Source organism: Corynebacterium poyangense (genome assembly GCF_014522205.1).
Taxonomy (GTDB): Bacteria; Actinomycetota; Actinomycetes; order Mycobacteriales; family Mycobacteriaceae; genus Corynebacterium; species Corynebacterium poyangense.
Window position 1 is genome coordinate 2,148,016 of record NZ_CP046884.1, and the last position, 26,317, is coordinate 2,174,332.

25 protein-coding genes are annotated in these 26,317 nt (G+C 55.8%); 6 read left to right on the forward strand and 19 right to left on the reverse strand.

Going from position 1 to position 26,317, the window contains the following annotated elements:
* The first annotated feature begins 16 nt into the window (after window positions 1-16).
* Window positions 17-769: an LmeA family phospholipid-binding protein gene (locus GP475_RS10180; RefSeq protein WP_187974262.1), complete on the forward strand. Its 753-nt coding sequence runs from the start codon at window positions 17-19 to the stop codon at window positions 767-769.
* Here the strand turns inward: GP475_RS10180 and GP475_RS10185 are convergent.
* The gene (locus GP475_RS10185; RefSeq protein WP_187974263.1) at window positions 759-1,811 is read right to left on the reverse strand and encodes a diacylglycerol/lipid kinase family protein; all 1,053 of its coding nucleotides are present in this window, start codon (window positions 1,809-1,811) and stop codon (window positions 759-761) included. The two genes, GP475_RS10180 and GP475_RS10185, sit on opposite strands and share 11 nt — an antisense overlap.
* Window positions 1,812-1,903: 92 nt before the next feature.
* Between GP475_RS10185 and GP475_RS10190 the strand changes: the two genes are divergently transcribed.
* Window positions 1,904-2,554: an FABP family protein gene (locus tag GP475_RS10190; protein ID WP_187974264.1), complete on the forward strand. Its 651-nt coding sequence runs from the start codon at window positions 1,904-1,906 to the stop codon at window positions 2,552-2,554.
* Here GP475_RS10190 and GP475_RS10195 read toward each other — a convergent pair.
* Window positions 2,551-3,498, reverse strand: a complete 948-nt coding sequence (locus GP475_RS10195) for an aminodeoxychorismate lyase (protein WP_187974265.1) — start codon at window positions 3,496-3,498, stop codon at window positions 2,551-2,553. The two genes, GP475_RS10190 and GP475_RS10195, sit on opposite strands and share 4 nt — an antisense overlap.
* Window positions 3,499-3,542: 44 nt before the next feature.
* Here GP475_RS10195 and ygfZ point away from each other — a divergent pair, with 44 nt between their 5' ends.
* Together ygfZ and GP475_RS10205 are read left to right on the forward strand one after the other, a co-directional pair.
* Window positions 3,543-4,652, forward strand: coding sequence for a CAF17-like 4Fe-4S cluster assembly/insertion protein YgfZ (gene ygfZ / locus GP475_RS10200; RefSeq protein ID WP_187974266.1), 1,110 nt, complete (start codon window positions 3,543-3,545; stop codon window positions 4,650-4,652).
* A 280-nt stretch (window positions 4,653-4,932) separates the two neighbouring features.
* Entirely contained in the window at window positions 4,933-5,145 is a 213-nt protein-coding gene (locus tag GP475_RS10205) for a DUF3073 domain-containing protein (RefSeq protein WP_187974267.1), read from the forward strand.
* Between the two features lie 78 nt (window positions 5,146-5,223).
* On the opposite strand, the gene purM is transcribed toward GP475_RS10205, so the two are convergent.
* The 3 genes from purM to GP475_RS10220 form a co-directional block, all read right to left on the reverse strand.
* The gene (gene purM, locus GP475_RS10210) at window positions 5,224-6,300 is read right to left on the reverse strand and encodes a phosphoribosylformylglycinamidine cyclo-ligase (protein ID WP_187974268.1); all 1,077 of its coding nucleotides are present in this window, start codon (window positions 6,298-6,300) and stop codon (window positions 5,224-5,226) included.
* 17 nt (window positions 6,301-6,317) lie between these two features.
* A complete protein-coding gene (gene purF, locus GP475_RS10215; protein WP_187975909.1) occupies window positions 6,318-7,838 on the reverse strand; it encodes an amidophosphoribosyltransferase in 1,521 nt (506 codons plus the stop codon).
* 64 nt (window positions 7,839-7,902) lie between these two features.
* On the reverse strand, window positions 7,903-8,277 hold the full coding sequence (locus GP475_RS10220; protein WP_187974269.1) for a sterol carrier family protein: 375 nt from the start codon (window positions 8,275-8,277) through the stop codon (window positions 7,903-7,905).
* 27 nt (window positions 8,278-8,304) lie between these two features.
* Between GP475_RS10220 and GP475_RS10225 the strand changes: the two genes are divergently transcribed.
* Window positions 8,305-9,294, forward strand: a complete 990-nt coding sequence (locus tag GP475_RS10225) for an acyl-CoA thioesterase (protein ID WP_187974270.1) — start codon at window positions 8,305-8,307, stop codon at window positions 9,292-9,294.
* Between the two features lie 13 nt (window positions 9,295-9,307).
* Here GP475_RS10225 and GP475_RS10230 read toward each other — a convergent pair whose 3' ends face one another.
* The 13 genes from GP475_RS10230 to purD all read right to left on the reverse strand — a co-directional run bounded on the left by GP475_RS10230 (window position 9,308) and on the right by purD (window position 24,415).
* On the reverse strand, window positions 9,308-10,765 hold the full coding sequence (locus GP475_RS10230; protein ID WP_187974271.1) for a cation:dicarboxylate symporter family transporter: 1,458 nt from the start codon (window positions 10,763-10,765) through the stop codon (window positions 9,308-9,310).
* 321 nt (window positions 10,766-11,086) lie between these two features.
* Window positions 11,087-13,216, reverse strand: a complete 2,130-nt coding sequence (locus GP475_RS10235) for a S9 family peptidase (protein ID WP_187974272.1) — start codon at window positions 13,214-13,216, stop codon at window positions 11,087-11,089.
* 8 nt (window positions 13,217-13,224) lie between these two features.
* Window positions 13,225-13,881, reverse strand: a complete 657-nt coding sequence (locus GP475_RS10240; RefSeq protein ID WP_187974273.1) for an aminotransferase class IV — start codon at window positions 13,879-13,881, stop codon at window positions 13,225-13,227.
* On the reverse strand, window positions 13,878-15,704 hold the full coding sequence (locus GP475_RS10245; protein ID WP_187974274.1) for a chorismate-binding protein: 1,827 nt from the start codon (window positions 15,702-15,704) through the stop codon (window positions 13,878-13,880). Before GP475_RS10245 ends, GP475_RS10240 begins: the two co-directional genes overlap by 4 nt.
* Window positions 15,697-15,909, reverse strand: coding sequence for a hypothetical protein (locus tag GP475_RS10250; RefSeq protein ID WP_187974275.1), 213 nt, complete (start codon window positions 15,907-15,909; stop codon window positions 15,697-15,699). Before GP475_RS10250 ends, GP475_RS10245 begins: the two co-directional genes overlap by 8 nt.
* Before the next feature lie 103 nt (window positions 15,910-16,012).
* A complete protein-coding gene (trhA, locus tag GP475_RS10255) occupies window positions 16,013-16,726 on the reverse strand; it encodes a PAQR family membrane homeostasis protein TrhA (protein ID WP_187974276.1) in 714 nt (237 codons plus the stop codon).
* A gap of 92 nt (window positions 16,727-16,818) precedes the next feature.
* The gene (gene purL / locus GP475_RS10260; protein ID WP_187974277.1) at window positions 16,819-19,104 is read right to left on the reverse strand and encodes a phosphoribosylformylglycinamidine synthase subunit PurL; all 2,286 of its coding nucleotides are present in this window, start codon (window positions 19,102-19,104) and stop codon (window positions 16,819-16,821) included.
* A 12-nt stretch (window positions 19,105-19,116) separates the two neighbouring features.
* Complete coding sequence (gene purQ, locus GP475_RS10265) at window positions 19,117-19,791, reverse strand: phosphoribosylformylglycinamidine synthase subunit PurQ (RefSeq protein WP_187974278.1); 675 nt, start codon at window positions 19,789-19,791, stop codon at window positions 19,117-19,119.
* Window positions 19,791-20,033 carry a phosphoribosylformylglycinamidine synthase subunit PurS gene (gene purS / locus GP475_RS10270; RefSeq protein ID WP_187974279.1) on the reverse strand — a complete coding sequence of 81 codons (243 nt, stop codon included), beginning with the start codon at window positions 20,031-20,033 and terminating at the stop codon, window positions 19,791-19,793. Before purS ends, purQ begins: the two co-directional genes overlap by 1 nt.
* Window positions 20,034-20,169: 136 nt before the next feature.
* A complete protein-coding gene (locus GP475_RS10275) occupies window positions 20,170-20,670 on the reverse strand; it encodes a phosphoribosyltransferase (RefSeq protein ID WP_187974280.1) in 501 nt (166 codons plus the stop codon).
* Between the two features lie 28 nt (window positions 20,671-20,698).
* A complete protein-coding gene (locus GP475_RS10280; protein ID WP_187974281.1) occupies window positions 20,699-21,592 on the reverse strand; it encodes a phosphoribosylaminoimidazolesuccinocarboxamide synthase in 894 nt (297 codons plus the stop codon).
* Window positions 21,593-21,639: 47 nt separating this feature from the next.
* Window positions 21,640-23,076: an adenylosuccinate lyase gene (gene purB, locus GP475_RS10285; RefSeq protein ID WP_187975910.1), complete on the reverse strand. Its 1,437-nt coding sequence runs from the start codon at window positions 23,074-23,076 to the stop codon at window positions 21,640-21,642.
* 37 nt (window positions 23,077-23,113) lie between these two features.
* Complete coding sequence (gene purD / locus GP475_RS10290; RefSeq protein ID WP_187974282.1) at window positions 23,114-24,415, reverse strand: phosphoribosylamine--glycine ligase; 1,302 nt, start codon at window positions 24,413-24,415, stop codon at window positions 23,114-23,116.
* Between the two features lie 44 nt (window positions 24,416-24,459).
* Between purD and GP475_RS10295 the strand changes: the two genes are divergently transcribed.
* Window positions 24,460-24,882: an HIT family protein gene (locus GP475_RS10295; RefSeq protein WP_187974283.1), complete on the forward strand. Its 423-nt coding sequence runs from the start codon at window positions 24,460-24,462 to the stop codon at window positions 24,880-24,882.
* A 21-nt stretch (window positions 24,883-24,903) separates the two neighbouring features.
* Here GP475_RS10295 and GP475_RS10300 read toward each other — a convergent pair whose 3' ends face one another.
* Window positions 24,904-26,313 (reverse strand): sensor histidine kinase, encoded by a 1,410-nt coding sequence (locus GP475_RS10300; protein WP_262485181.1) that lies wholly within the window; start codon window positions 26,311-26,313, stop codon window positions 24,904-24,906.
* Window positions 26,314-26,317 lie beyond the last annotated feature (4 nt).

The following is a 26,317-nucleotide window of genomic DNA, read 5'->3' on the forward strand; positions in this document are numbered from 1 at the left end:
AGGGTAGCCTGAGAGAGTGAATATTCCGCGGCGACTTATTTTCTCAGTGGTCAGCATTGTCCTCGTGGTGGGGCTTGTTCTCCTTGTTGACCTGGGGTTAGCTATCCGCGCGGAGCGAAAAACAGCCCAGGAGGTACGCAGCATCGCCGGTCTCGCCACTGATCCGCGAGTCAGCATCGGCGGGTTTCCCTATCTTCTCTCTGCCCTCACCGGCGAGGTCTCCGGAATCTCCGCCGTAGCCTTCGACGTGGATGTCCCAGAATTTGGGATGCTCAACGCCAGCACCAGCTACTCCACAGTAGAGATCACTCCGAGCCAACTCATCTCCGGGGACTTCTCCAGCGCAGTAGCAGAGCTTTTTTCCCGCACCCTGAGTCTGGACGGAGTTGCCTTAGGAAACCAGCTGAATATCACGAACCTGGAGATAGCTAATCCCTATGATATTTCCCCAGGTGGTGGGGTTGCGAGCGAAGTCCAGCTAAGTGGAACACCAGTGGGGTTTGATAAACCGGTAACAGTGGTGGCTGCGTTGAGGCTTAACGGCCCGTGGTTTCATCTCATTCCTCGTCAGGTGATTAGTGCCCCCGAGGGCCGCGAAAAAGATGCCCTGGCCGCGTTTCAGTGGGATTTAGACACCCGACGCCTGCCTTTAGCGCAACAAGCCGAAGCTGTATATGTGCGGGGCGGTTCCATCTATTTTGAGACTCAACGAAGAAATGTGCAGGTTCAGGTGGATGACTTATCTCCCATCAAGAAGGTTAATTTCTAAGTAACCGCAGCGTATTCTTCAACCAAACCCGCCATGACCGCGATGTTGATTCGGGAATATATTGAGGCGCCATCACCTCAATAGCATCCGGGACAGTTGCTAGGCGGATATGATCCCACTCTCCCTCAAATTCCCCATCTGCCTGGAAGCGCTGCGGACCCTCACACCGCAACTCCAGCTCCACGATGTCATCAAATTGGATGGTGTGGTCTCGGATCAGCTCTTCTAACCAGCGCCGATGCCCAATACCGATCAGGTGAACCATAGCGAGCACCCCTTTAATCCCGCGAAGATCCCTAAGGACAAACATGCTTAGACCCCGGTCAAAAGAGTTCCGAGGATTAGTGACTACCGGCAAGGGGCCCAAAAACGTCCACGGATTTGTGTTGGAGGCTAGGCACAACGGGACTTGGTGAAGCTCCAGTTCCCCGCCTTGGCGGTCTCGAGCCCAGGCTGAAATTGCTGGCGGGCATCGTTGGGCGTCGAACCAGGTGCGCAGTGACACTGCGAGATAGCGCAAGGGGCTGGCGGAAAAACCTTTAGCTCTGGCGCGCTCGATCCGAGCGATGACATCAGCGTCTATTCCGAACCCGGCGTTGACCGCAAACCAGCGATGATTCCATGTCCCTAAACATATAGTTCGGCGAAAATCCCCCTCGATAAGAACTGCCAAGTCTAACGCAGCCGCTACGGGGTCAGCGGGGAAGCCGAGGGCTCGGGCAAAAACATTCGCTGATCCGGTGGGGATGACCGCCAGAGCGGGGATGTGGCTGGGGTGAAAAGCACTGGTGTTGTCATCGGTGACGGGGCCGAGAAGCCCATTGATAACTTCATTGAGAGTTCCATCCCCGCCGACCACGATGATGAGCTCATAGTCAGTGCGACGCAAACCTCGCACCATTTGTTCAGCGTGTCCTGGATAGTGAGTGAAACGCGCACAAAGATGCAACTCCGGAACCTCCCTCAGCCTGGGAATAATTTGCCGAAATAATGCATCGGACTGAGTGGTGGAGTTGGGGTTGGCGATGAGCAGCACATCCACAACCACACAGATTACCGGTTATCCCAGTGCAGCGTAACTTATTGGAAGGGTTTTGAGTTCCTTGATGCTCGGAGAGCATTAGGCTGGTGAGCATGGCTGATGAAACTGGACATCCTGAAAACCTTTCTCCCCGTCTCGACGGCAATGAGGCGGTGAATTTAGCGGCTGAGCAATCCCAAAAGACTGCGCACCGCAATATCCCGTTGAGCGGGGAAATCCCGCTGCCGGATGACACGGCGAATCTGCGCCAAGGACCTAGTCTCCATGATGGCCTCTTAGCCTTATTGCCACTGGTGGGAGTATGGCGAGGCGAAGGCCAAGCAGACACCGTCGAAGATGGCGAGTATGCCTTTGGCCAGCAATTAACCTTCGCCCACGATGGGGAAAACTATCTCACCTATGAATCCCGGGTGTGGCGGATTAACGAATCCGGTGAATCCGCCGGCGCGGTGTCTCGTGAGTGTGGCTTTTGGCGCATTAATGACAAAGACGAAATAGAGATGATTTGTTGCCACTCCTCCGGAGCGGTAGAGATTTTCTACGGGGATCTGCTTAATGAACGCGCCTGGCAATTGGAAACCGCGCAAAGCTTAGCAACCGCTACCGGAAGCGTGATGCTGGGTGCCGGTAAGCGACTTTATGGGCTCATGCCTAACAATGACTTGGGGTGGGTGGAAGAACGCGCGGTTAATGGTGAGCTAAAACCCCGAATGTCCGCCCAACTGAAGCGGGTTGCCGGCTAATGCATGGCCGCCTGGAATAGCTGTCGGAGTTCATCTAGGTCATGAGGTTCAAGGCAGGTGTCGTCGATTCTTGTGACCGGCACTGCCCCTCGAACAGAACTCAGTAGCCATACAGATCGGGCACTCTTCAGATCCGTGACGGTCAGTGGCTTTTCTTTGCACTTCCAGCCCTGACTATGCGCGTAATCAAATAAGGCCGCCTGGGTGGTGCCGGGCAAAATTTCCCCGCCACTCGATGGTGTACGCAGTCGCTTACCCTTCTTCTCCATCACCACGGTCGAGGTCGCTCCTTCAAGCACGCTTTCACCATCTGCCCCTAGCCACACCACATCATCAAATCCACGGTCCTTGGCATAGCGCAAGGCAGCCATGGCGGCTGCGTAGTTGAGGGTTTTTGCTCCCACCGTCAACCACGGCGCCGGGGATTGAGGAACTTTGCCCTCAGCGGCGACGTAGACACCCGGGAGCTCGGTGTTAATTGTCCACCCCCGCGGTGTGGTCATAACCGCCACGCCCTGTTCTCGTTGCTGAATCATCTCAGCAGGCAGAGAATTAACTCGGATCCAGGCGGTCGGGTTGCCGGTACTCGCTCGGCCTCGGGTGTAGGTCCACACACATTGCGCTTCGCCGCGGAACCCTTCGGCTGGGGTTTGCCCCTGTTGTCGATACCACTCCATCGCTGCTTCATCGGTGGCCCGATGCCAGTAGTTTAGGTCCGGTTCCGGCAACCCCAGAAGGGTGGCTGAGGCGAGGAAGCGTCGAGCGTGTCGCTCAATGTTAACTGGTTTGCCGTCTCGGATAAGAAGGGTCTCAAACACTCCGTCTCCCCGGGTGACGGCAGCATCATCCCAGTACACCATGGGTAAATTGGGGTTATGGAGTCGGGTAGAACCACCAAAGGGCTCCACAATCAAAATGACAGGTTGCACACTGCGAGGGGCCATACTTTGAATTATGCCCCCTTTAAGGCGCTACCATCAGTTCTGTGATGACTCAGTACCAATCTCCTTTATTGGAACTGCCCGGCGCTACTGAATTTCAGGCCCCACCGGAAGCAACTGTCCACCCAGACGCGTTTGGGGTGGCGTGGCACTACGGGGATCCTCTCGGCGAACAGCGCCTGATTGAGAACCACCCCGTGTGGATTGACCGCTCACATCGCCGAGTCTTTCGAATCAGCGGCCCCGACTCTGCAACCTTCTTGAATAATCTGCTGAGTCAAAAATTAGACGATGCCCCGGTGGGGTTTTACTCCCCGGCCCTTGATCTCGACATGCAAGGACATATCCAGCACCACCTGGATGTGCTGCGCGCTGCGGATGATTCTACGGATCACACCCCTTGCTTCCTGATCCACACCACCGCTGCGCAGGCAGACACTCTTTATGATTTTCTTCATAAGATGATCTTTTGGTCCAAGGTCAGCATCGAAATGATCGATGCGGGAGTGATAACCCTCATCGGAGAGGACGTCCAAAAGTTGCTCGACGTCCCCAGCCCCGGGATTCTCGGCGCAGCGAGCTATAGCTGGACTGCCCACCCCAGGATGGATCTTTTTGTAGCGCGGCATGATCTCCGGCACCTGGCCCAAAATTTAGAGGCCCAGGGAATAACTCGGGCCGGGCTGATGGCTTTTAGCGCTGAACGGGTACGTGCGCTAGAACCAGAACTATCTGTAGATCTTGATCATCGCAGTATCCCGCACGAAGTCCCCCACTGGATCGGGCGTGGGATACACCCCGGCGCCGTCCACCTCAATAAAGGCTGCTACCGGGGTCAAGAAACCGTAGCTCGGGTAGAGAATCTGGGCCGTAGTCCACGGGTGGCAGTGCTCTTACAACTAGATGGTTCCGCCCCTCGTGAACCGCTCCCCGGGATGACCGTTCAGCGAGGCAATCGCACCGTCGGCAGAGTCGGAACCATCGTCCACGACTGCGATTTCGGCCCCATTGCTTTCGCCTTGATTAAACGCTCAGCACTGGGCACCAGCGATCTTCATATCGGAGATACCGCCGTAGCCGTCGACCCCACCTCCCTGCCCCAGGACGAAGGTCCTCGCGCCGGTCGAGCTGCAGTTGATAGACTTCGCGGACTCTAGCCTCTCCCCCTTTCAGGGGGTGGTCACTCCAGCGTTCATCTGAAGAGTTTTTTCACCCATCTTGGCCGACAACCACGCCCTCACGCTGCACGGTGAGCGTCAATTTTGGTTCTCCATCGACCCCTGCTACCTGGTGCGACTCGCCGTGAGGTCACCCGGTTCGGAAATTTTCACTAAGAACCGCTATCCTGACTACAGGAAAAAAAGAGATAAGTAGCACGTTGATGGGGCATCCGAATTCCCTGGATCGCCCCTTTTCGAACCCGAGGGGGTCAATGCCATGGGGCGCGGACGCGCGAAGGCAAAGCAGACCAAGGTCGCTCGTCGATTGAAGTACCACTCTCCTGAGATGGATCTGGACTCTCTTCAACGGGAGCTCGCAGCTCAGGCCCCTCATCATGATGAGAAGGCCGATGAGTATGAAGATGACCTTTACTCAAAATATGCTGATTGGGCCGAAGACGAAGACGAGGATGACGGCTACCGCCGTTGACCTACCGGCTTAAGCCATTGTTGACCCCGCACTTCCGAGGATTCACCAAGATCATCGGGCGCGGGGCCTTTCCTGTGCCTAGAATCCCGGATGGATGCCTTTCATGACAACTTTGTCTTCTTTCTCGTCGGCGGCCGTCCGCACGGAACCGACCTCCCACGCCTCTACGTGGCGAGCCGCTAACATGGCTAAGGCTCGATCACGATCATGAGGTGAGACTACCGCTAACATCCCCACACCCATATTGAATGTCTTTTCCATCTCAGCGAGGGCTACTGTGCCTAGCTTCTGGATGGTGCGGAAAATCTGGCCCGGAGTCCACGTCCCTCGGTTAATATCTGCCACCAGGCCTTCTGGGATGACCCTGCTCAGATTGCCGGCTAATCCACCGCCAGTGACGTGGCAAAAAGTCCGAACTTCGCATTCGGCTGCTAGAGCTAAACAGTCCTTGGTATAAATCTTGGTAGGTTCAAGGAGTTCTTCTCCTAGGGTTCGCTCAAACTCCTCCATGTAGGCGTCGAGCGCTAAACCGGCGCGCTCTAAGAGCACATGGCGGGCCAAAGAATAACCATTAGAGTGCAAACCAGAACTCTTCATGGCAATAATGATGTCCCCGGCGCGCACCCGCTCTGGACCGAGAACTTCATCAGCTTCAACCACCCCCACGGCAGTGGCTGAGACATCGTAGTGGGTTTCCTCCATCACTCCAGGGTGCTCGGCGGTTTCGCCACCAAGCAAGGCGCATCCGGCTTGTACACAGCCTTCGGCGATGCCGGAAACTATGTCGGCTACATGCTCCGGGATGACTTTGCCAATCGCAATATAGTCTTGCAGGAAGAGCGGTTCCGCTCCGCAGACCACGAGATCGTCGACGCACATGGCCACCAAATCAATACCGATGGTGTCATGTTTATCCATGGCTTGAGCCACGGCTAATTTCGTTCCTACCCCATCAGATCCAGCCGCCAACAGCGGTTCCCGATATTTCCCCAGCGCAAAGAGCCCGGCAAAGCCACCTAGCCCACCGCGCACCTCGGGGCGGGTTGCTCGCTGAGCGTGCGGAGAAATTAATTCCACAGCACGGTCGCCGGCTTCAATATCCACACCGGCGACGGCATAAGAAGCGCCCTCGGCGGTCGGGTTGTTCTCAGTCATGGTGTTTATCTAATCCCTTAATTATTCTGGTCACGGTCGATGGTAGCGGTGCCGGCTGCCCGGCCAGATTGAAGCCGAAGCACAAGTTCCGCGTTGGAGTTTCCTTCGGGAACGCCAATGGGATAGTGCCCGTCAAAACACGCCACGCACAGCTCTTCACGCTTCTGGCAGGTGGCCTGAACCATCTCCTCAATCGAGACAAACCCCAGACTATCCGCCCCGATAGCCCGACACACAGCCTCCACCATTTTTTCTTCGCTACGAATATCCCCAGCGTTGGCAATAAGCTCCCCGGGACTAGCAAAATCTATGCCATAGAAGCACGGCCATTTCACCGGTGGTGAAGCAATCCGCACGTGAACTTCCTTAGCGCCGGCCTCCCGCAGCATCCGGATCAACGCGCGTTGGGTGTTGCCGCGCACAATGGAGTCATCGACCACGACGAGTCTTTTGCCGTCGATAACTTCTTTCAATGGGTTGAGTTTCAGCCTGATCCCTAGCTGCCTGAGGGTCTGAGAAGGCTGAATAAAGGTTCGCCCCACATAGGCGTTTTTCACTAACCCTTGTCCGAACGGAATGCCGGATTCTTGCGCGTAGCCTACCGCTGCCGGTGTGCCCGACTCCGGTACGGGGATGACTAAATCCCCATCGGCTGGGTACTCCCTGGCCAGGCGTCGCCCAATATCGAGGCGGGTGGCGTTGACCGCTCGCCCACGGATGACGGAGTCTGGACGAGCCAGATAAACATACTCAAATACACAGCCTTTGTGCTGAGTATCGGCAAAGCGCTCGGAGTAGACGCCGCCAGCGTCAATGGCTACTAGTTCTCCGGGTTCGATCTCTCTCACGAAGCTGGCCCCCACAATGTCTAGGGCGCATGTTTCGGAAGCAATAACCCAGCCACGTTCTAGCCGCCCTAGGCAAAGGGGACGAATCCCCCACGGGTCCCGCGCGGCGTAGAGGGTAGAACCATCAGTGAAGGTGAGACAAAACGCACCTTTAATGCGCGGCAGCAATTGCCGGGCAGAATCCAAAAGGGAAACATCGGCGGTGATTTTTTCCGCCAACAAGGCAGACATCACCGCGGTGTCAGAACTTGCTGCTTTGCCGTCAATGAGGCCACGCTCCACCGCCTCATCATGAAGTTGCTGGTAGTTCACTAGGTTTCCGTTGTGCCCTAAGGCGACGTCGCCCCCCTCCGGGGTGCTACGAAACATGGGCTGCACGTTTTCCCAGTGGGTTCCTCCTGCCGTGGAGTACCGGGTGTGCCCTATGGCTACGTCCCCTTGGAGGGCACTGAGAGCAGATTCTTCAAAGATCTGAGACACCAATCCCATATCTTTAAAAACTACGATGCTGTCGCCGTCACCCACTGCTATTCCGGCGGCTTCTTGGCCGCGGTGTTGCAGCGCAAATAACCCAAAGTATGTGAGTTTGGCGACGTCTTCCCCTGGCGCCCAAACTCCAAAAACACCACATTCTTCGCGGGGTTCTGGCTCCCCCTGATCATCTAAGCCGTTGATCGGGGTGGGGCGCATGTCCTTAGTTTTCTGGCGGTCATCAGATACCACGGGGCCTGAGTCTACCCTTCTTCAGTGCTGCTTATCGAATAAGCGGCAACCAGTGTGCAACTTCTCCGGCGCGGGAGCCGCTGCTATCTACCCCGGGAGAGTGGTGAAAATCCTCAATTCCGCAGGCTAAGCGAAGCCAGGTGCGGGGATCGCATTCCACCACATTAGGAGGGGTGCCTCGGGTATGGCGTGGGCCTTCAATGCACTGTACTGCCACAAATGGGGGGACCCGGACTTCTACGCAATGACCGGGAGCGCGTTCAGCGAGCAACCGCGCGGTCCCGCGCACCGCACGCGCTATCGCAGCTCGCGGTGGTTTTTCTACCTGGTTACTACGGTCTTCCACCCACGCGCGGACTTCCTCTACCTCCGCGCGCAGACGCGCAGCGTCGATTCTTTTCACCATGAGGCTAGCTTAGATAGATTTAGTGCCATGACTTCCGAGAAATCCCCCCAACTCATTTTGCGTTTCATGGCTGCCCCGACCGACGTCATTATGGCGGGCAGTCATGGTGTCTCTGGTGGCCGGGTTCTAGAGTGGATTGACAAAGCAGCCTATGCTTGCGCCACCCAATGGTCCGGGACATATTGCGTTACTGCGTACGTGGGGCATATTCACTTCACCCGGCCTATTCCGAGCGGCCATATGGTGGAGGTGCGGTCTCGGATCGCCATGACCGGGCGTTCTTCTATGCATATTGTCAATGAAGTGTTTTCCGCTGATCCCCGGCAGGGCATTTTCACTCGGGCGTGTGATTGTCTCGTGATTTTCGTCGCTAAAAACACTGAGACTGGGAAATCTCAGCCAGTGCCTAGTTTCCAGCCACGCAATGTTGCGGAGGAAGAGGCCCACGCTGCTGCGTTATCTCGGATTGAGCTGCGCAAAGCCATTGAAGCGGAGATGGAAAAGCAAACCTATGATGGCGAGTCTGAAGCTCCTCGGCTCATTCACCGCTTCCTCGCTAAGCCCACCGATGTTAACTGGGGCGGCAATGTTCACGGTGGTACTGCAATGGAATGGATTGATCAAGCCGGGGCAGCCTGCACCATGGAGTGGTCCGGGGAACACACGGTGGCAGTCTACGCCGGGGGAATTCGGTTCTACCGGCCTATTTCCATTGGGGATTTAATTGAGGTTGACGCTCGCCTCATGCGTACTGATGCTCGTTCCATGCAGATGAGTGTGCATGTGCGCTCTGGTAGCCCCCGTGGTGGCCGGGAGCATCTACAACAAGCCATCCACGCCACCGTTACCTATATTGCCATTGACCCCGACGGCAACCCCTTGCCGGCGCGTCAATTCCACCCCCATACCGAAGAAGATCAGCGGCTGGCAGAGCACGCAACGGTTTTGCGTAATTTACGCGCCGAGTACTCGCCGAAACCACTGATCACCTTGTCTTCTCCCCGGCATATTGATTAAACCGGGGAGGATATTACTCAGGTTTTTCGGGGGCGACGGTATAACTATCCAGATCCACCTGTGGGGTGGGTTGGAGCCGGTCCTGGGCGGGGTTTTCCACCGAGGGGCTGCGGCGGAAATCACCCGGTTTATCATCGTCTTCGGCCGGCACATAGGGCAGTTGACCAGAAAGCACCTGGCGGGCGCGTTCTTTATCTAAGGTTCCAGTCCACTGGCCCACCAAGAGGGTGGCTACCGAGTTACCGGCGAAGTTCGTTAAGGCACGGGCTTCAGACATGAACTTGTCAATGCCCATCACAAAGGCCACACCACCCACCAATTCCGGCTTCTGGGATTGGAGGCCTGCCGCCAAGGTGGCGAGACCCGCACCAGATACGCCGGCTGCGCCCTTAGAGGCGATAATCATGACGATCAACATGCCAATTTGCTGCCCAATGTCCATGGGCATATTCATGGCATCAGCGATGAAGATAGCTGACATAGTCAGATAGATAGCGGTTCCGTCGAGGTTGAAAGAATAGCCGGTGGGGACCACGATACCGACGGTGGACTTATCCACACCGGCGTGTTCCATTTTGCGCATTAGATTAGGCAGGGCGGATTCGGAGGAAGAGGTGGCAAAAATAAGCAGGAATTCCCGGCCAAGGTACTTCAGCAAGGACAAAATATTCAGGCCGGTAAAGATCTTCAGGACCAGGCCCAATACCACGAAGATGAAGATGATACAGGTCAGGTAGAAGGCCAACATGAGGACGCCGAGCTGAACCACAACCGACCAGCCGGATTTGCCGACGGCAGCAGCCATGGCGCCGAACGCACCGAGGGGAGCTAGCCACAGAATCCATCCCAAGATCTTGAAGATCAATTTCTGGAGATGGGCCACGAAACCGAGGATGGGTTCTCCTTGTGAACCCAGAGTTTGCACGACAAATCCCACCACCAGAGCAACTGCTAAGACCTGGAGGATGTTGCCGGTAACAAAGGCACTAAAGAAGGTAGTGGGCACAATATCGAGCAGCATTCCAGATAGACCGCCGCCACCAGTGCTATGGGTAGCGTCGCCAACCAGGTGGCTGACTGCTTCTTCTGAAGGCTCAATATTAAGGCCACTGCCTGGCTCGATGATATTGCCCACCAACAGGCCGATAGTCAGGGCGAAGGTGGACATGGTCACGAAGTAAATCAACGCCAGACCGCCGGCTTTACCGACCGCAGCGGCGGAACGCACGGACCCGATACCGAGCACAATGGTGCAGAAGATGACCGGGGTAATGATCATCTTGATGAGTTTGATGAAGAAAGTGCCGAGGAATTCCACCTGTTTCGCCACTCCGGGAGCAATAATGCCTAGTGCTACACCAGCGATAATGGCGATAATCACCGCGATATAAAGCCAGTGTGTGCGGTCTTTCCGCGGTTTCTTTGGGTCGGCAATCCGTGGTCCACTTGAGTGGGGAGGGGTGCTAGCCATGTCCTCGGTCCTTCACTTCCGCGCGCCGCCGATCCGACGCGAACTCCAACTCAGACGTCTAGGACGGATCGGCGAGCAGACGGCTGAAGACAGGGGGATATAACCTTTCGGTCATATTTTCCTCCGCTTGCGAGCATGGGACAAATCACCTTTGCGTCCGTAGTGTTGCCTTCGCCTCTACCTGCCCCCGCCCTACCCCTCTTTAGCTCTATGTCCACCGTTATCGCGGACCATCCTCCTCCCCTGAAGTGAATAGGAACACCCCAAAGTACACTCCATTTCCACCCCTAGATGGGGTGGATTTTATGGCCCGACGTCTGACTAATCCACCACACCGGTGATCTTATGGATCAACCAGGCGTATTCATAGGCGGTTTGCCGCCACGCTTGATAACGACCCGAAACCCCACCGTGCCCGGCCACCATTTCCGTTTTGAGGAGGAATTCCCCTCCGGTGGCGGTGTCCCGGAGTTTGGCAATCCATTTGGCCGGTTCCACATATAGCACTCGGGTGTCGTTAAGCGAGGTAGTGGCCAAAATGTCGGGATAGTTTTGGGTGCTCACATTTTCATAGGGGGAGTAGCTAGCCATATAGTCATAGACCTCGGGGTCATGATAGGGGTCTCCCCACTCTTCCCATTCCGGCACAGTCAACGGCAGCTCAGGTTTAAGGATGCTCGTTAACGCATCCACAAAAGGAACGGCCGCATGGATAGCGCAGAATCGGTCCGGTGCCATATTCGCTACCGCCCCCATCAACAGTCCGCCGGCTGATCCACCATAGGCAGCCATCGTCTCAGGGCTAGTGATTTTTTGGGCAATGAGATCATCAGCTACGGCGATGAAGTCAGTAAAGGTGTTGCGTTTATGAAGTAGTCTTCCTTCCTCATACCAGCGTCGGCCCATTTCTCCGCCGCCGCGAACGTGAGCGATAGCGAAAATCACACCGCGCTGCATCATGGAGAGCAAGGAGACGGAAAAACCGGGATCGCGGGAGGCTTCGTAGGCGCCATAGCCGTAGAGCACGGTGGGGTGAGGGCCTTGGCTTAGGTCGAGATCTGCGGAGTGGATAAGCGATACCGGGATCTTGGTGCCGTCGGGTGCAGTACTCCACAACCGGGTGGCAGTGTAGTCCTGGGGATTATAGCCTCCGCGTACCTCTTGAGCTTTGACTAAAACTCGGTCACCCGTAGCGATGTTTTCTTGGAACACCTGCGTGGGAACCGTAAAAGAGGAGTAGGAAATAAAGACGAAGGGAACTTCCCATTCCGGCCCTCCGCTAGCACCGCAGCTATAGAGCTCTTCCTCAAATTCCAACTCCTGGAAACTGGTGTAGCCACGCTCAGAGAGTTTCATGATTGCGGTTCGGGGAATAGCCCCGCGACGATACCCCAACACCAGGAAGGAAGCATAGGGTTCAATGGATTCAATACGGACCTCGTCACGGTGAGGAACTAATTCATGGAGTTCCTTGAGCGGAGCTAATGGCCAGGTGATCGGAGACTCTGCGACCGCGGAATTTGGTCCGGTGGCGTTATGTATCACCAACCAGCGATCTTCTCCACCAACAATGGCGTGGTCAACGTCATACTCCACCCCGGATTCTCGTTCCCAGAGCACCCGAAACTCCCCCTCGGGGGTAGACATATCACATACTCGCACTTCACTGGTCAGTTTCGACGCCGAGGCAATCATCAACCATTTCTGTGAACGACTGGAACCAATATCCACCCCAAACTTTTCATCGGGTTCATGGTAAACACACACATCCTCTTCTTGGGGGGTTCCGATGCGATGACGCCAGACCTTATCAGGGCGCCACGCGTCATCCACCGTGGTGTAAAAGAGGTATTCCTCCCCAGCCCAGGTAGCTCCATAAAACACATTGTGGAGGCGATCCTCCAATAGCTCCCCGGTCTCCAGGTTTTTAATCACCAACTCAAAACGCTCATCGCCGACGGTGTCTGTGGAGTAAGCCAGTAAACGCCCAGATGTAGTGATAGAAGAAGCACCCAAACTGAAAAACTCTTCCCCCTCCGCTAACGCGTTGAGATCAAGCAACACTTCTTCGCCTTCAGCAGGAGAACCATCCTCCGGAATCTGCGGAGGCACCCAACGGTCTTTGCCTTCAGCAGCGCGCACCCGACAACTAAACCCGTATTCAGAGCCTTCTTTGGTCCGACCGTAGTACCAATAATCCTCCATGCGTTGCGGTACCGACATATCGGTTTCTTTAATCCGAGAACGGATTTCCTGGAAAATATTTTCCCGCATACCTTCCAGGGGTTTCATCACAGTTTCGGTATAGGTGTTCTCGGCTTCAAGATACGCCCGAGTCTCCGGGGCATCTTTCTGCCTCAGCCACTCATAATTATCAACAAACTCCCTACCATGAAAACTACGAATGACCGGTTCTTTTTTCGCACTCGGCGCCTGTGGATGTTCAGCCATGATTGACACTATAGAAAATTCCCGGCACACAACGTCACCGGCGTGATCCCATGCAGGGAATTCAATGCCCATAGCTGGTGATGAGGTTGAGTAATCTCGGTCATCTCAATGGGACGCTGTTCTACTTTCCCCCACCGCAGATCAGCGTGTCTAATCTCCCCAGCCAGCAGAAGCTCCTCAGTGACTGAGGACAAGCGAGGTGCCTCAGGAATCACGAGAACATCCTCAGTACGCAGCACCACCGCAGCGGTGGTAGTTTCACATACCATTCCGGACACACACATCAACACATCATCAACCCCGGCCTCTTGCGCCTGGGTGCGCAGCACCTGCAATGTCGGCAAATCAGGCCCTTTAAAGTGTGGATATCGGCGGGGATCGTCGGGGAAATCGCGCACTAGCAAACGAGTGTGAGTACGACGCTGAGGACTGCGCCGCCACCGAAAATCCTGGGTTGTTGCGGTTGCTTCCACCCGGGGAAACCACTGCCCGACCGGAGCGTTGAGACATTCTTTGTGGACGTGAGTAAGAAAATCGTCGGGTAGGCGTCGAGCATAAAACTCCTCCACACTGCGACGAAAACGGTGAAGGTGGTGAGCTAGTCCCGCGATCTTAGGCGGGGAGTCAACCGAAGGGCGAGAAATCAACCAGGAATCAATAATCATTGTTCAAGATGCGCTATAGGCTGGAGGGCTCGGGTTTTGCTTAGAATCTCTTCCCATTCTTGGTGCGGATCAGATGCATAGAGAATAGCCCCGCCGGTTCCATAGCTCACCTGGGTGCCTTGGGCGACGACGGTGCGGATAGTCATGGCTAATTCCGCTGAACCGTCGCAGCCAAACCATCCGAAGCACCCGGAGTAAATCCCACGAGGGTGTTCCTCAATTCGCTCAAGGATATGGCAACTGCGTTCTTTGGGGGCACCAGTCATTGAGCCGCCGGGGAAAGCGGCAGCTAAGGCATCGAAAATATCAAGGTCAGGCCTGATCTGTGCGCAGATAACACTCAAGAGTTGATGAACCGTAGCGTAGCTTTCTACCTTAAACAGATCTTCGACTGTGACGGTGCCGGGTTCTGCCACGTGGGCGAGGTCATGGCGCACCAGGTCGGTGATCATCCTATTTTCCGCCCGGTCCTTGGGGTTATTCGCTAATTCCCTAGGGTCGGCAGAAGCTGGCCTGGTTCCTTTAATCGGGGCTGAGCATAATTGCCCGGCGTTGTCGAGTCGAAGAAAAAGTTCCGGTGACACGCTGAGGAGTTGGGTGTCTCCACAGCGGAAATACCCGCCATAAGGAACCGGGTTAGCTTCGCGCAGCTTCATATAGTGCCCGATATTAAGCTCCGCGACACCGTGAAACTGAGTGGTCAGGCAGGCTTCATAGCTTTCTCCAGCAGCTATTTCTGCGCGCAGCCGGGCGATTTTATCTAGGTAGCTTTCCCGAGAATCCCGGGCGGTTAGGTGAATGGGATTAGCGTCGAGAGGAACGCTGGCTGGCGGAGGGAAAGACAGCACCGTGGCGAAGGTTGCCGCCGTGGCTGTCTCGTCTTTTAACCCCACCACATAGATCTCTGGGTGGGGGCCTGGGCCGACCACGATGGCGGTGGAGACAAAGAGGAATTCCGCACCGTCGGTGGGGTGGTAGCCTATCCAACCCACCCAGCCGGGGCGGAAGGAAAACGGGAGCGATTCTTTAAGAAGGTGGTGTTGAGTTAGTTCGGGACGCAGATGGTGGGCGATGGAGTGAGCTGTTGCGTCGTGAACGCGGCAGTGAATCGGTGGGGCGTCGTGAAATAACGCCAGGACACTCCACCCGCCGCTTTGATCATCGAGCCACACCGCTTGGGGGTGGTGTTGACAGAGCTCGGAGAATATTTGGGGCGCGGTCCACCCCCAGGGGTTGGGGATAGATTGTCGATAGGTTCGACGCCACCCTGCTAGGTGCAAGAAATTGCTGAGGAGTTCTCGACCCTGCTGGGTTGAGATGGATTCAGGGTGGAACTGTACTCCCCACCAGGGGTGATCCCGGTGTTTAATGGCTTGGATGACTCCGTCCTCACTGTGGGCGAGGGCGATGAGTTCCTCGGGAAGGTGGGAAATAATCCACGAGTGATAGCGAACCGCGTGAAAGGGGTTAGGGAGATGAGAAAAAAGTGGGTCTGCGGTGTGGTTGATAGCGGACACCATCCCATGGTGGGGAGGGTGGGTGACTAAGTGCGCCCCGCAGTGGTGAGCAATAAGTTGCATTCCCAGGCAAATGCCTAGAACCGGGAGTCCGGTTGCCAGCGCGGCGCGGCTGAGTCTGACGTCGTCGGGGCGATACGCCCTACCAGGGCCGGGGGAAATAATGATCGCCGCAACGTCGTGGAGCGGAAGAGTATCGCCGTGATCATGGGGAATAACTAAGGGCTCTACCCCAAGGTGACGTAATTCCTCCACGATGTTGAAGGTGAAGGAATCATGGTTGTCAATGATAAGCACCCTAGGCATGAGAGAAACCACCAGGGGAGATAAAGCCCGGCCCGATCAGGCACGTGGGATAAAGCGGACGTCCCTGGATAAACCCGATAACACCGCAGTCACGCAGGTGGAACCGAGGATGAAGTGGGAGCTTAAGGCGTCGGCAAGCAGTGATTTCTCTTCGCGCCTGGGGGACAATGCCGTGCAGATACGACTGAGACGAGGGATCAGACATAGACAGCTCCGGCATGAGAAATGCCCGTCGCCGGGCGGTGAATATCAGAACTGTTCAACTATAAAACAGTGCGGTGAGTTGAGGATAGTTGTGGGTGTGGGGGTTAGCCGCACACCACCATCCAGACGGCAACCATATGAATGACTGCGGCGATGACGGTAGCGGAGTGGAAGTGCTCATGGTAGCCCACAAACCGGGCGTTGCGCCCTGGCCATTGCACACCGTAAATGAGGGCGCCTAGGGAATAGACCAGCCCACCGGCGAAAAGAAGCCACACTACTGCGGGGCCGGCGTTGGACCACAACTCAGGTAGTAACGGGATGATGAGCCAGCCCAGAACCAAGTACACCACGACGTCTAGCCAGCGCGGATGTTCTATCCATACCATGTTGAGGATCACTCCTAGCGCTGCCCCGGCCCAGGCGAAGGACAAGATGATGGCGGCGCTGAGGGGGCGAAGAATAATCAGACACAGGGGGGTGTAGGTGGCGGCAATGAAAATAGCGATGGTGGAGTGATCGGCTCGGCGCCACCATCGCACTGTTCGGGCGCTTTTCCAGCGACCGCGATGATAGGCGGCGGAGACACCGAAGAGGGCGATAACTCCTAAGGCGTAAATGGTAACCCCGAGAGCTTCCCACCACACCAGGAGCATCCAGGCCACGGTGGTGAGGACGGTGCCGGCAATCACTGACACCATGGCGGCGATGACGTGCGCCCAACCCCGCCCAGTGGGACGAGGCCCGCGATCTAGGATGAGCCGGGTGACCTCAATGGTTTTTTCCTCACCATGGGAGGACAAGGTGGAAGGGGTCATAGCAAAACCTCCGGCAAAGTAGGTTACGATTTCGTAATCTACGCCGGAGGTAGCGCTGCAGCAACTCTCAGATGAAAACTATTAAGAATTGCTTATTCCACTACGGAATTTGCGCCGACAGCGTGACCAAATTCCTCAGGCAAAGTCCCCTCCCAGGCAGTGAGCAAGTCCACAAGTGGAATGGACACCACGCCATAATCTAGGTTTGCTCCCTCACCAGCATCGGTCGTTGTCCCGATCTGACGCACCGGGATTCCTAGCTCTTTAGCCCGCGTCTGGAAGGAATCCGCTTGAGATAGCGTCGTCGCCACAAGGACACGGGAAGCTGATTCAGAGAACAAGGCAGTAGTAGGATCCTCATGAACCGCAGCTAGGTCCACGTTCACTCCAACCTGATTGCGCTGGACCATCTCAAAAATCCCCTGAGATAGTCCACCCTCGGAAAGATCATGGGCGGCGGTGACATCCGTGGCCCCGTGAAGAAGCACCGCTAGGCGTTGCTCATTTGCTAAATCCACCTGGGGTGGCAGCCCTTGAAGACCGCCGCCGCTGATCTGCTGCCAAATGGAACCGCCAAATTCTTCCTTGGTGTCTCCGAGGAGGAAAATCACCTCTGGGCTGGGGCCCGCACCCAGATCATGACCCAGGGTGCGGCGAACATCATCGATAACACCCAGCACACCAACCACGGGGGTGGGCAAAATCGGCTCGTCGCCAGTCTGGTTGTAGAAGGAGACATTGCCGCCAGACACCGGGATCCCTAGCTCCTTGGCGCCATCTGCTAGCCCGTGAACCGACTCCCGGAATTGCCACATCACGTCCGGGTTTTCTGGGGAGCCGTAATTTAGGCAGTTCGTTACCGCGACGGGCCGCGCACCGGTGACTACCACATTTCGATAGGCTTCAGCCAGCGCTAGGCGAGCACCCATGTTGGGATCAAGTTTGGTATATCGCCCCGATGCATCCGACGCCACTGCCACGCCGCGATGAGTCTCTTCATCAATGCGGAGCACCCCGGCATCAGAGTTCAGTGCTTTGACGGTGTTTCCGCGCACATAGCGGTCATATTGCTCCGTGATAAAAGCCCGCGAACACAAAGCTGGCGAAGACACCATATCCAGGAGTGCTTGTCGAAGATCCTCAGCGGCTTTGACCTCCCCTGGTTCTTGGAGGGCATCTTGCCACGTTGGCCTAGCCCACGGGCGTTCATACACCGGCCCCTCATTGGCAATAGTATGTGCCGGAGCATCTACCACTACCTCACCGCAGTGGGTAATCACCAAGTGCTTCCCCGTGGTGACCTCACCAATTTCTGCGCAGGTCACATCCCAGTGCTCGCAAATCTCACGGAACTGCGCCACGTTTTCCGGGGCTACCACGGCGCACATCCGCTCCTGGGATTCCGAAGCTAAGATCTCCGCAGCCGTCATATTTTCCGCCCGCAGCGGCACCGCATCAAGGTTGATGCTCATACCTCCGTCTCCGGAAGCTGCGAGCTCCGAGGTAGCACACGAAAGCCCCGCTCCGCCGAGATCCTGGATACCTACCACTACCCCGGCGCGGTAGAGATCCAAGCAACACTCGATCAGGACTTTTTCGGCAAAGGGGTCGCCTACCTGGACAGCCGGTAGTTTTCGTTCAGCCCCGTCTTCGAAGGTGTCGCTGGCAAGAACTGACACCCCACCAATGCCGTCTAGGCCGGTGCGTGATCCAAAAAGCATCACTTTGTTGCCGGTGCCGGAAGCAAAAGCTAGTTTAAGGTCCTCAACTTTGAGGGTTCCCACGCATAGTGCATTGACGAGGGGGTTGCCGGCGTAGGAGTCATCAAAAACAGTTTCGCCGCCAATATTTGGTAGGCCGAGGCAGTTACCGTAGTGGCTAATGCCGTCGACGACGCCGGGAAGGACTCGTTTGGTGTCTGGGTTGTCGATGGCACCAAAGCGCAACTGATCCATGACGGCAATCGGGCGAGCCCCCATTGCCATGATGTCGCGAACAATTCCGCCTACGCCGGTTGCTGCTCCTTGGTGAGGTTCCACGTAGGAAGGGTGATTATGGGATTCCACGCGGAAGGTCACCGCGTTGCCATCGCCAATGTCGACGACGCCGGCGTTTTCGCCGATTCCGGCAAGGATTTTCTGCCCCATCTCCTCGGTGGTGGTTTCCCCAAAGTATCGGAGATGAACCTTAGAGGATTTGTAGGAGCAGTGCTCAGACCACATCACCGAGTACATGGTGAGCTCTGCGTCGGTGGGGCGTCGCCCTAAAATTTCTTTAATTCTGGCGTATTCATCATCTTTGAGACCCAGTTCCGCATAAGGTTGGGGCTGATCCGGATCCGCCAGCGCAGCTGAGACGGTGTCATTATGAACAGTCATGAAACTCTCCCTCTAAGCCGATGCGACAGCAGAAATAGCCGACACAAACATGGGTAAGCCATCCGAGGAAGGCCCGGTTAGTGCCTCCACGGCGTGCTCGGGGTGAGGCATGAGTCCGACGACTCGACCGTCCGCACTACACACCCCGGCGATGGAATGAAGTGAACCATTGAAGTTATCTGTGTAGCGGAACACCACTCGGCCTTCTTGTTCCAGCTCCTCGATGGTTTCCGGGGCCGCCTGGAAACGCCCCTCCCCGTGCTTGGCGGGAATCAGGATCTTCTGGCCTACCTCGTAGTTTCCGGTCCATGCAGTGTGATTATTTGTTACCTCAAGATAGGTGTCTACGCAGTGGAAATGTAGCCCCTGGTTACGGGTTAAGGCGCCAGGGAGCAAACCAGCCTCAGTTAAGATTTGAAAACCATTGCAGATTCCCAATACCGGCATACCAGCGCGAGCGCGATCAATGACTGAACGCATGACTGGCGCTAGAGCTGAGATTGCCCCACTGCGCAGATAATCCCCGTAGGAAAAACCACCGGGGACAATGACTGCGTCAACCGAGCGAAGGTCTTCGTCTGCGTGCCAGAGTTCAACGACATCTGCACCGGCTAGTCGGGCTGCACGCTGGGCGTCTACATCATCAAGTGTGCCGGGGAAAGTAATGACTCCGATCCGAGCGCTCACTACTTCACCTCAACATCCACGATCTCAAAATCCTCAATAACGGTGTTCGCCAATAAGGTTTCCGCGATCTTTTCCAGTTGCATCGTGGTCACTGTCTCATCTACCTCGAGCTCAAAGCGTTTGCCTTGGCGAACATCGCTTACTCCAGATACTCCAATGCGTCCCAGGGCGCGGACCACGGCTTGCCCTTGAGGATCCAGAATTTCAGCCTTTGGCATCACGTTAACAACTACTCGGGCCACGTTTGGGTCTTCCTCTCCAACCGAATACTGTTGCCCTCACAGCTTAGCCGGACACGGGTACATGCACGGAATGACGGTGCGCTAAAGATAAAGCTAAGCGACGTCAATCGACCTAAGGTCGGCGACGGCTAAGAGGTTAGTGTGCCTGCACGGGTGGTTCTGCTGACCACGGGAAACAGATCCACTGATCGGTACGGCGCCAAACATAATCCGGTTCCACCACCGACGCGGATTTCCCATAAAGCACCGCGCTGCGAACTTCACTAACGTCATCGCGCAATAAATTGAGCACCAAATCCAAGGTGCGGCCGGAATCAGCAACATCATCAACAACTAAAACCCGACGCTTCTTTAAGGAACCGGTATCTAAAAGCGGTTCCAAAAGCACCGGGTCAGGGAGGGTCTCATGAACATCGGTATAAAACTCCACGTTCATCGTGTCGCTGAGTTTCACCCCCAGGGAATAACTCAACGCCCCTCCGGGGAGTAGCCCTCCCCGCGCAATCGGAATAATAATGTCCGGGAGATAGCCACTATCGGCAATCATCTGCGCTAGCTCACGCTGCGCCTGGCCAAAGCCTTCCCAAGTGAGGACTTCTTTTTCTTCCAGGTGAGAGGAATCCGCATGATAAGCCATGATTGGATTCTACCCTTAGGAGATAGTCCTACACACAGCTACCAATCCAGTCAGCAAATTTCCGGCCAGAGATACGTTCATAGGCTTCGATATAACGCTCCCGGGTGGCCTCCACAACAGATCCAGGCAGCGGCGGAGGCGGGGTACCGAGGCTTTGATCCCAATCCGCTTTGGCGCTTGTCAACCAGTTACGGACGTATTGTTTATCAAAGCTAGGTTGAACCTTTCCTTCTTCATAGCTATCGGCTGGCCAGTAGCGGGAAGAATCAGGAGTGAGAACTTCATCAGCGAGGACCAAAGTGCCGTCGGACTCAACCCCAAATTCAAACTTGGTGTCCGCCAAAATAAGTCCTCGCTGCTCAGCCATCGCCGCAGCCTGAGAATAAATCGCCAAAGTTGCTGCTTTGAGTTCTTCAGCCCGTGACTCTCCAAGCTTGTCAACAACAGCCTCAAAGGGGACATTTTCATCGTGGTCACCGAACTCAGCCTTGGTCGCCGGGGTGAAAATAGGTTCCGGTAAACGGGATGCTTCTTTCAGACCGTCGGGCAGGGCAATCCCGCACACTGTTCCATGCTCCCGGTACTCTTTCAAACCTGAACCAGTAAGGTATCCCCTCGCCACGCACTCAAAGGGCAGCATATTGAGTTTCTTACACAGCAAAGCTCGGCCCAGGACCTCCTCCGGGATCCGGGGGTCATCAATAGGACCGGCCAGGTGGTTGGGGAAATCAATCTCTTCGAAAAAGTAAACACTCATGGCGGTCAAAATCCGCCCTTTATCTGGGATCTCTGAATCCAAGATGTAATCAAAAGCGGAAATACGGTCACTGACGACCATGAGGAGCGTTTCCTCATCGACCTGGTAAATTTCCCGAACTTTACCAGCTGAAATATGGGTGTAGTCAGATAGTTCCGGACGCATGTTTTTGGAGTTTAGCTGGGTACCCACCCCACAACAATTGCCGGGGGTTAGAGGATGTCCCCAGGCTGGTAGCGGGCAGCGTCCGGATAGGTGTTCACCAAGTCCGCAATCCGCCGAAGAACCCGGTCAGTTTGAGACTCCGCAGCACCAATAAAAGCATGGCGATCGGCTAAGGCTTCCTGAAGATCAGAAGCACCCAGTGGAAGCCGCTCATCCGCCGCCAAACGCTCAACAAGATCCTGCTCAGCCCCGTTTTCGCGCATATTCAAGGCCACAGCAACAGCGTTTTCTTTAATAATTTCGTGGGCAGTTTCCCGCCCCACCCCGGCCCGAACCGCCGCCATCAAAATTCGGGTGGTAGCTAAGAACGGTAGATAGCGTTCCAGTTCCCGATCAATCATGGCGGGGAAGGCACCAAATTCTGTTAGCACTGTGAGGAATGTCTCGAACATGCCGTCTAGGGTGAAGAATGCGTCCGGCAGGGCTACTCGGCGAATAACCGAACAGAACACGTCTCCTTCATTCCACTGCTGCCCAGACAGATCGGCCACCATGGTGAGGTAGCCGCGCAGAATCACTTGCATTCCGCCGACACGTTCACATGAACGAGCATTCATCTTATGCGGCATGGCTGAAGACCCCACCTGACCTTCTTTGAACCCTTCGGTGACGGTTTCATTTCCAGCCATTAACCGGATAGTGGTGGCTAAGGAAGAGGGCCCTGCTCCTAGTTGAACTAGCGCGGAGATGACATCGAAATCCAAGGAACGTGGGTAGACCTGCCCCACGGAATCCAGAATCCGGCTAAATCCCAGCTGGTCAGCGATAGCTCTTTCCAGACTGGCCAGGTGGGTTTGCTCTCCTCCCACCAGATCGAGCATGTCTTGGGAAGTTCCCATCGGCCCTTTGATACCTCGGAGGGGGTAGCGGCTGATGAGTTCTTCAATCCGGGACACGGCAATCAGCATTTCATCAGCTGCGCTAGCGAATCGCTTGCCTAGGGTGGTTGCTTGAGCAGCGACATTGTGGGAGCGCCCAGCCATCACGAGGGAACGGTACTGTTCAGCGCGTTCACCGAGGCGAGCTAGCACCGCCACTGACTTATCGCGGATCAACTTCAAAGAGCTCAGGATCTGGAGTTGCTCAACGTTTTCGGTCAGATCCCGCGACGTCATCCCCTTGTGGATGTGCTCATACCCCGCCAAGTCATTGAATTCCTCAATCCGGGCTTTTACATCATGGCGGGTGATTTTTTCCCGCGCCGCAATGGATTCCACATCGACGTCATCAAGGACCTTCTCATAAGCAGCAATAGCTTCTGCGGGGATATCGACTCCTAAGTCTTTTTGCACCCGCATGACCGCCAACCAGAGTTGCCGTTCCATCCGGATTTTCGCCTCCGGACTCCACAGGCGGGTCATGTCAGCGGAGGCATAACGAGAAGCTAAAACATTCTCGATCTTCTGCTTTTGAAGTTGGTCCACAGCTTGTTGGTTATTCGGATTCTTCTCAGCCACGCCCTCAATTATGGCATGTGATCCGGCCTTCCACCGCTGCTAAAGCAATATCCTTGCGATAATGCCCTCCAGCCAAGTGAATCTTTGTCAAAGCTTCATAGGCTTTGTCTCGTGCAGCGGAGAGATCTTCCGCCTGGGCCACGACATTAAGCACCCGCCCACCGTCGGAAATAAACTTATTTTCGCTATTGAGCTTCGTACCGGCATGTAAAAGTTCGACGTCCCCCGCAGCTGCAACTTCATCTAGCCCATCAATCACATCACCTTTCTTCGGTGACGCCGGATACCCCTGCGCAGCCAAAACCACGGTGATGGCACTTCCCTCCGCCCACTGAAGTGGGGGTAGTTCTGCTAACCGGGACTGGGCCACTGCGTTGAGGACCTCAGCCAACGGGGTGTTTAGTAACGCCAAAACTGCTTGGGTTTCTGGGTCGCCGAATCGACAGTTGAACTCTACGACGGCAGGGCCTTCTTTCCCCCAAGCTAACCCGGCATAAAGCAGACCAGAATAAGGGGTGCCACGTGCCACCATTTCCTTGGCGACGGGTTCGCACACCTCTTGGACTATTTGCTCTACCCCGTTGTCTGGCAACCAGGGAACAGGCGCATAGGCACCCATCCCTCCCGTGTTGGGTCCTTGGTCGTTGTCATAGGCGCGTTTATGATCTTGAGCAGGTAATAGGGGGACAACGGTTTCCCCGTCGACGAGGCAAAATAGTGACACCTCTGGGCCATCAAGGTATGTTTCACACAGCACCGGATTTCCGGCGTCTAAGACCGCCTGGGCATGGGCCTTGGCGGCATCGCGATCTTCAGTAACGACAACCCCTTTGCCAGCGGCTAAACCATCATCTTTCACCACCCACATGGGGCCAAATTGGTCAAGGACCTCATCAATCTCACTGGCGCTTGCTCCGGGGTCAAGACTGCGAGACTGGGCGGTTTTTACCCCAGCAGCGCGCATTATTTCTTTGGCAAAGGCTTTAGATCCCTCCAGCTGAGCAGCCGCCGCCGAGGGGCCAAAAACGGGGATCCCGGCGGCGCGGAGTTCATCAGCTACCCCAGCTACCAGTGGCACTTCTGGGCCGATGACGACCAGTTCCGCTTGGACCTCTTGCGCCAGGGTGAGCATGGCCTGGGCATCGTCGACTGCTCCGGCTTCTGGATGGCAGGTGGCGATGGTTCCCATCCCGGCGTTTCCGGGGGCAACATGGATGTGGTGAATAGTGCCGGTGGTGTTTTCTTTTGCAAGCCCTAACACGATGGCGTGCTCCCGGGCGCCAGAACCAATGACAAGAATGCGCATGATCTCATCCTAACGAGTTCGCGTCCAACGGTAACCTTAAAACCATGAGTAGCGTGTTTAGCAAAATCATTGCCGGTGAACTGCCCGGACGTTTTGTCTACCGGGATGACACAGTAGCCGCTTTTCTTACTATCGCCCCGGTTCGGTACGGGCATGTACTGGTTGTTCCTATTAAGGAGGTCGATAAGTGGACTGATCTCCCGGCGTCGGAATGGCTGCACCTGTGTGAGGTGGCCCAAAAGATTGGTCAGGCCGTTGTCGAAGCATTCCAGTGCCAGCGGGCGGGAACACTTATCGCCGGGTTTGAGGTTCCCCACACCCACATCCATATTTTCCCGGCTGATGATATGTCTGGTTTTGACCTGTCTCGGGCGATGAGTCCGGAGGACACTGTTCCAGCGGAGATGGATCGTGCTGCGGAAGCGATTCGTGGTGTATTAGGGACTGATGACCAAGGCCGCAGTTAAAACTGTTCTGTACCGGGTGGATTAGGCGTCGAAGAGTTGCTCTTCGGTAGCCGCTGGTAGCCGGATGGTGAAGGTGGCCCCGTGTCCAGGCGCGGTTTCTACGCTGATTGTGCCGTGATGACGCTCCACCAGCGAGTGCACAATAGCTAGGCCGAGCCCCGATCCACCTGAGTTGCGGGACCGAGAATTATCGGCCCGGTAAAAACGCTCAAAAATGTGGGCGGCGTCCTCCGCAGTCATGCCATGCCCATTATCTTGGACCAGGATTTCCACCACGCCGGGTAGATCTGCCGCTGGGCGTAGTCGGATGGTGACGGTGGCACTGTCCCCGCCGTGGATAAGAGCGTTATTGACTAAGTTGAGGACTACTTGACGCAATTTATCTGCCTGCCCCATAGCAGCGGGGATTCCGGGGCAATCATTGCGTACCTCAATTGTCCGGTTCGGGTAGATGTCCCGCATTTGGGTGGCCACCGATGTAGCTATTTCTAGAAGATCTGTTGGTTTGGTTTCGAGCTGATTACCCTCCGCTCGGGTTAATGACAGCAGGTCTTCCACCAAAAACGCCATCCGCTTGGATTCGGTATCGATTTTTTCAATGGCCCAATCCGGATCAGGGGCAGCCCCGCTGCGATAAAGCTCGGTGTAGCCGCGCAAGCTCGTCAGTGGTGTTCGCAACTCATGCGAGGCATCTCCCACGAACCTCCGCATTTGTTCTTCTTTTTGGCGAGTGGTTTCTAAGGAGTGCTGCAACCGATTCAGCATGATATTGAGCGCCTGAGCCAATTGCCCTACCTCAGTATTGACCGGCCACTCAGGAACCCTTCGGCTGAGATTCCCGACGCTAATATCCCGGGCGGTACGCTCAACTACCCGCAGCGGGCGTAAGGCCCAGCGCACAGCCCACCAGCCCACGACCGCAATAATCAACAACACCAAAAGACCTACCAGCCCTTGGAAGAGGCGCATCCGATCCAGCACGAGGTTTTCTCGCTGAAGGTTATGCGCCACGATAGTAAGTACCCCGTGATCTTTTAGCGCAATGGCTCGCCATTCCTCAGATAGTCCGGCGGATTCGGGATTTCCGGTTGAGCCGACCGTGGCGGGAATCCCATCGACGCGTAGTTGGTTTACATCGGGAAGCGCGCCGACGTCATTGAACACCACGGAGGAGCCGTCGGACATGATCTTAATGACGGTGTAGTTGGAGGGCGGCTGTGGTCCGCGTTGCTGATTAAAGATATCGGATTCTTTGGCCCAGCCGTGGGCGGAATTGTATAAGTCCTCATCTACTCGCTGGTAAATGTCCTCACGCATCACTGAGCTAACCACCGCTGAGCTCACTAAAATCCCGAGGCCGCAGATGGCGACCATGAGCACCACCAGCCACACTCGCAGCGGAATGGCGCGTAGACGATTACTCCATGACACGAGT

Excerpts from the sequence above, each read along its gene's own strand:
- GP475_RS10235 (WP_187974272.1), bottom strand. The coding sequence starts at position 13,216 with ATGGCTGAACATCCACAGGCGCCGAGTGCGAAAAAAGAACCGGTCATT.
- GP475_RS10195 (WP_187974265.1), bottom strand. The coding sequence starts at position 3,498 with ATGGCCCCTCGCAGTGTGCAACCTGTCATTTTGATTGTGGAGCCCTTT.
- GP475_RS10225 (WP_187974270.1), top strand. The coding sequence starts at position 8,305 with ATGACTTCCGAGAAATCCCCCCAACTCATTTTGCGTTTCATGGCTGCC.
- GP475_RS10205 (WP_187974267.1), top strand. The coding sequence starts at position 4,933 with ATGGGGCGCGGACGCGCGAAGGCAAAGCAGACCAAGGTCGCTCGTCGA.
- GP475_RS10250 (WP_187974275.1), bottom strand. The coding sequence starts at position 15,909 with ATGTCTGATCCCTCGTCTCAGTCGTATCTGCACGGCATTGTCCCCCAG.
- GP475_RS10230 (WP_187974271.1), bottom strand. The coding sequence starts at position 10,765 with ATGGCTAGCACCCCTCCCCACTCAAGTGGACCACGGATTGCCGACCCA.
- purF (WP_187975909.1), bottom strand. The coding sequence starts at position 7,838 with ATGCGCCCCACCCCGATCAACGGCTTAGATGATCAGGGGGAGCCAGAA.
- ygfZ (WP_187974266.1), top strand. The coding sequence starts at position 3,543 with ATGACTCAGTACCAATCTCCTTTATTGGAACTGCCCGGCGCTACTGAA.
- GP475_RS10220 (WP_187974269.1), bottom strand. The coding sequence starts at position 8,277 with ATGGTGAAAAGAATCGACGCTGCGCGTCTGCGCGCGGAGGTAGAGGAA.
- GP475_RS10280 (WP_187974281.1), bottom strand. The coding sequence starts at position 21,592 with ATGCGTCCGGAACTATCTGACTACACCCATATTTCAGCTGGTAAAGTT.
- GP475_RS10190 (WP_187974264.1), top strand. The coding sequence starts at position 1,904 with ATGGCTGATGAAACTGGACATCCTGAAAACCTTTCTCCCCGTCTCGAC.
- GP475_RS10240 (WP_187974273.1), bottom strand. The coding sequence starts at position 13,881 with ATGATTATTGATTCCTGGTTGATTTCTCGCCCTTCGGTTGACTCCCCG.
- trhA (WP_187974276.1), bottom strand. The coding sequence starts at position 16,726 with ATGACCCCTTCCACCTTGTCCTCCCATGGTGAGGAAAAAACCATTGAG.
- purD (WP_187974282.1), bottom strand. The coding sequence starts at position 24,415 with ATGCGCATTCTTGTCATTGGTTCTGGCGCCCGGGAGCACGCCATCGTG.
- GP475_RS10245 (WP_187974274.1), bottom strand. The coding sequence starts at position 15,704 with ATGCCTAGGGTGCTTATCATTGACAACCATGATTCCTTCACCTTCAAC.
- GP475_RS10295 (WP_187974283.1), top strand. The coding sequence starts at position 24,460 with ATGAGTAGCGTGTTTAGCAAAATCATTGCCGGTGAACTGCCCGGACGT.
- purL (WP_187974277.1), bottom strand. The coding sequence starts at position 19,104 with ATGACTGTTCATAATGACACCGTCTCAGCTGCGCTGGCGGATCCGGAT.
- GP475_RS10275 (WP_187974280.1), bottom strand. The coding sequence starts at position 20,670 with ATGGCTTATCATGCGGATTCCTCTCACCTGGAAGAAAAAGAAGTCCTC.
- purM (WP_187974268.1), bottom strand. The coding sequence starts at position 6,300 with ATGACTGAGAACAACCCGACCGCCGAGGGCGCTTCTTATGCCGTCGCC.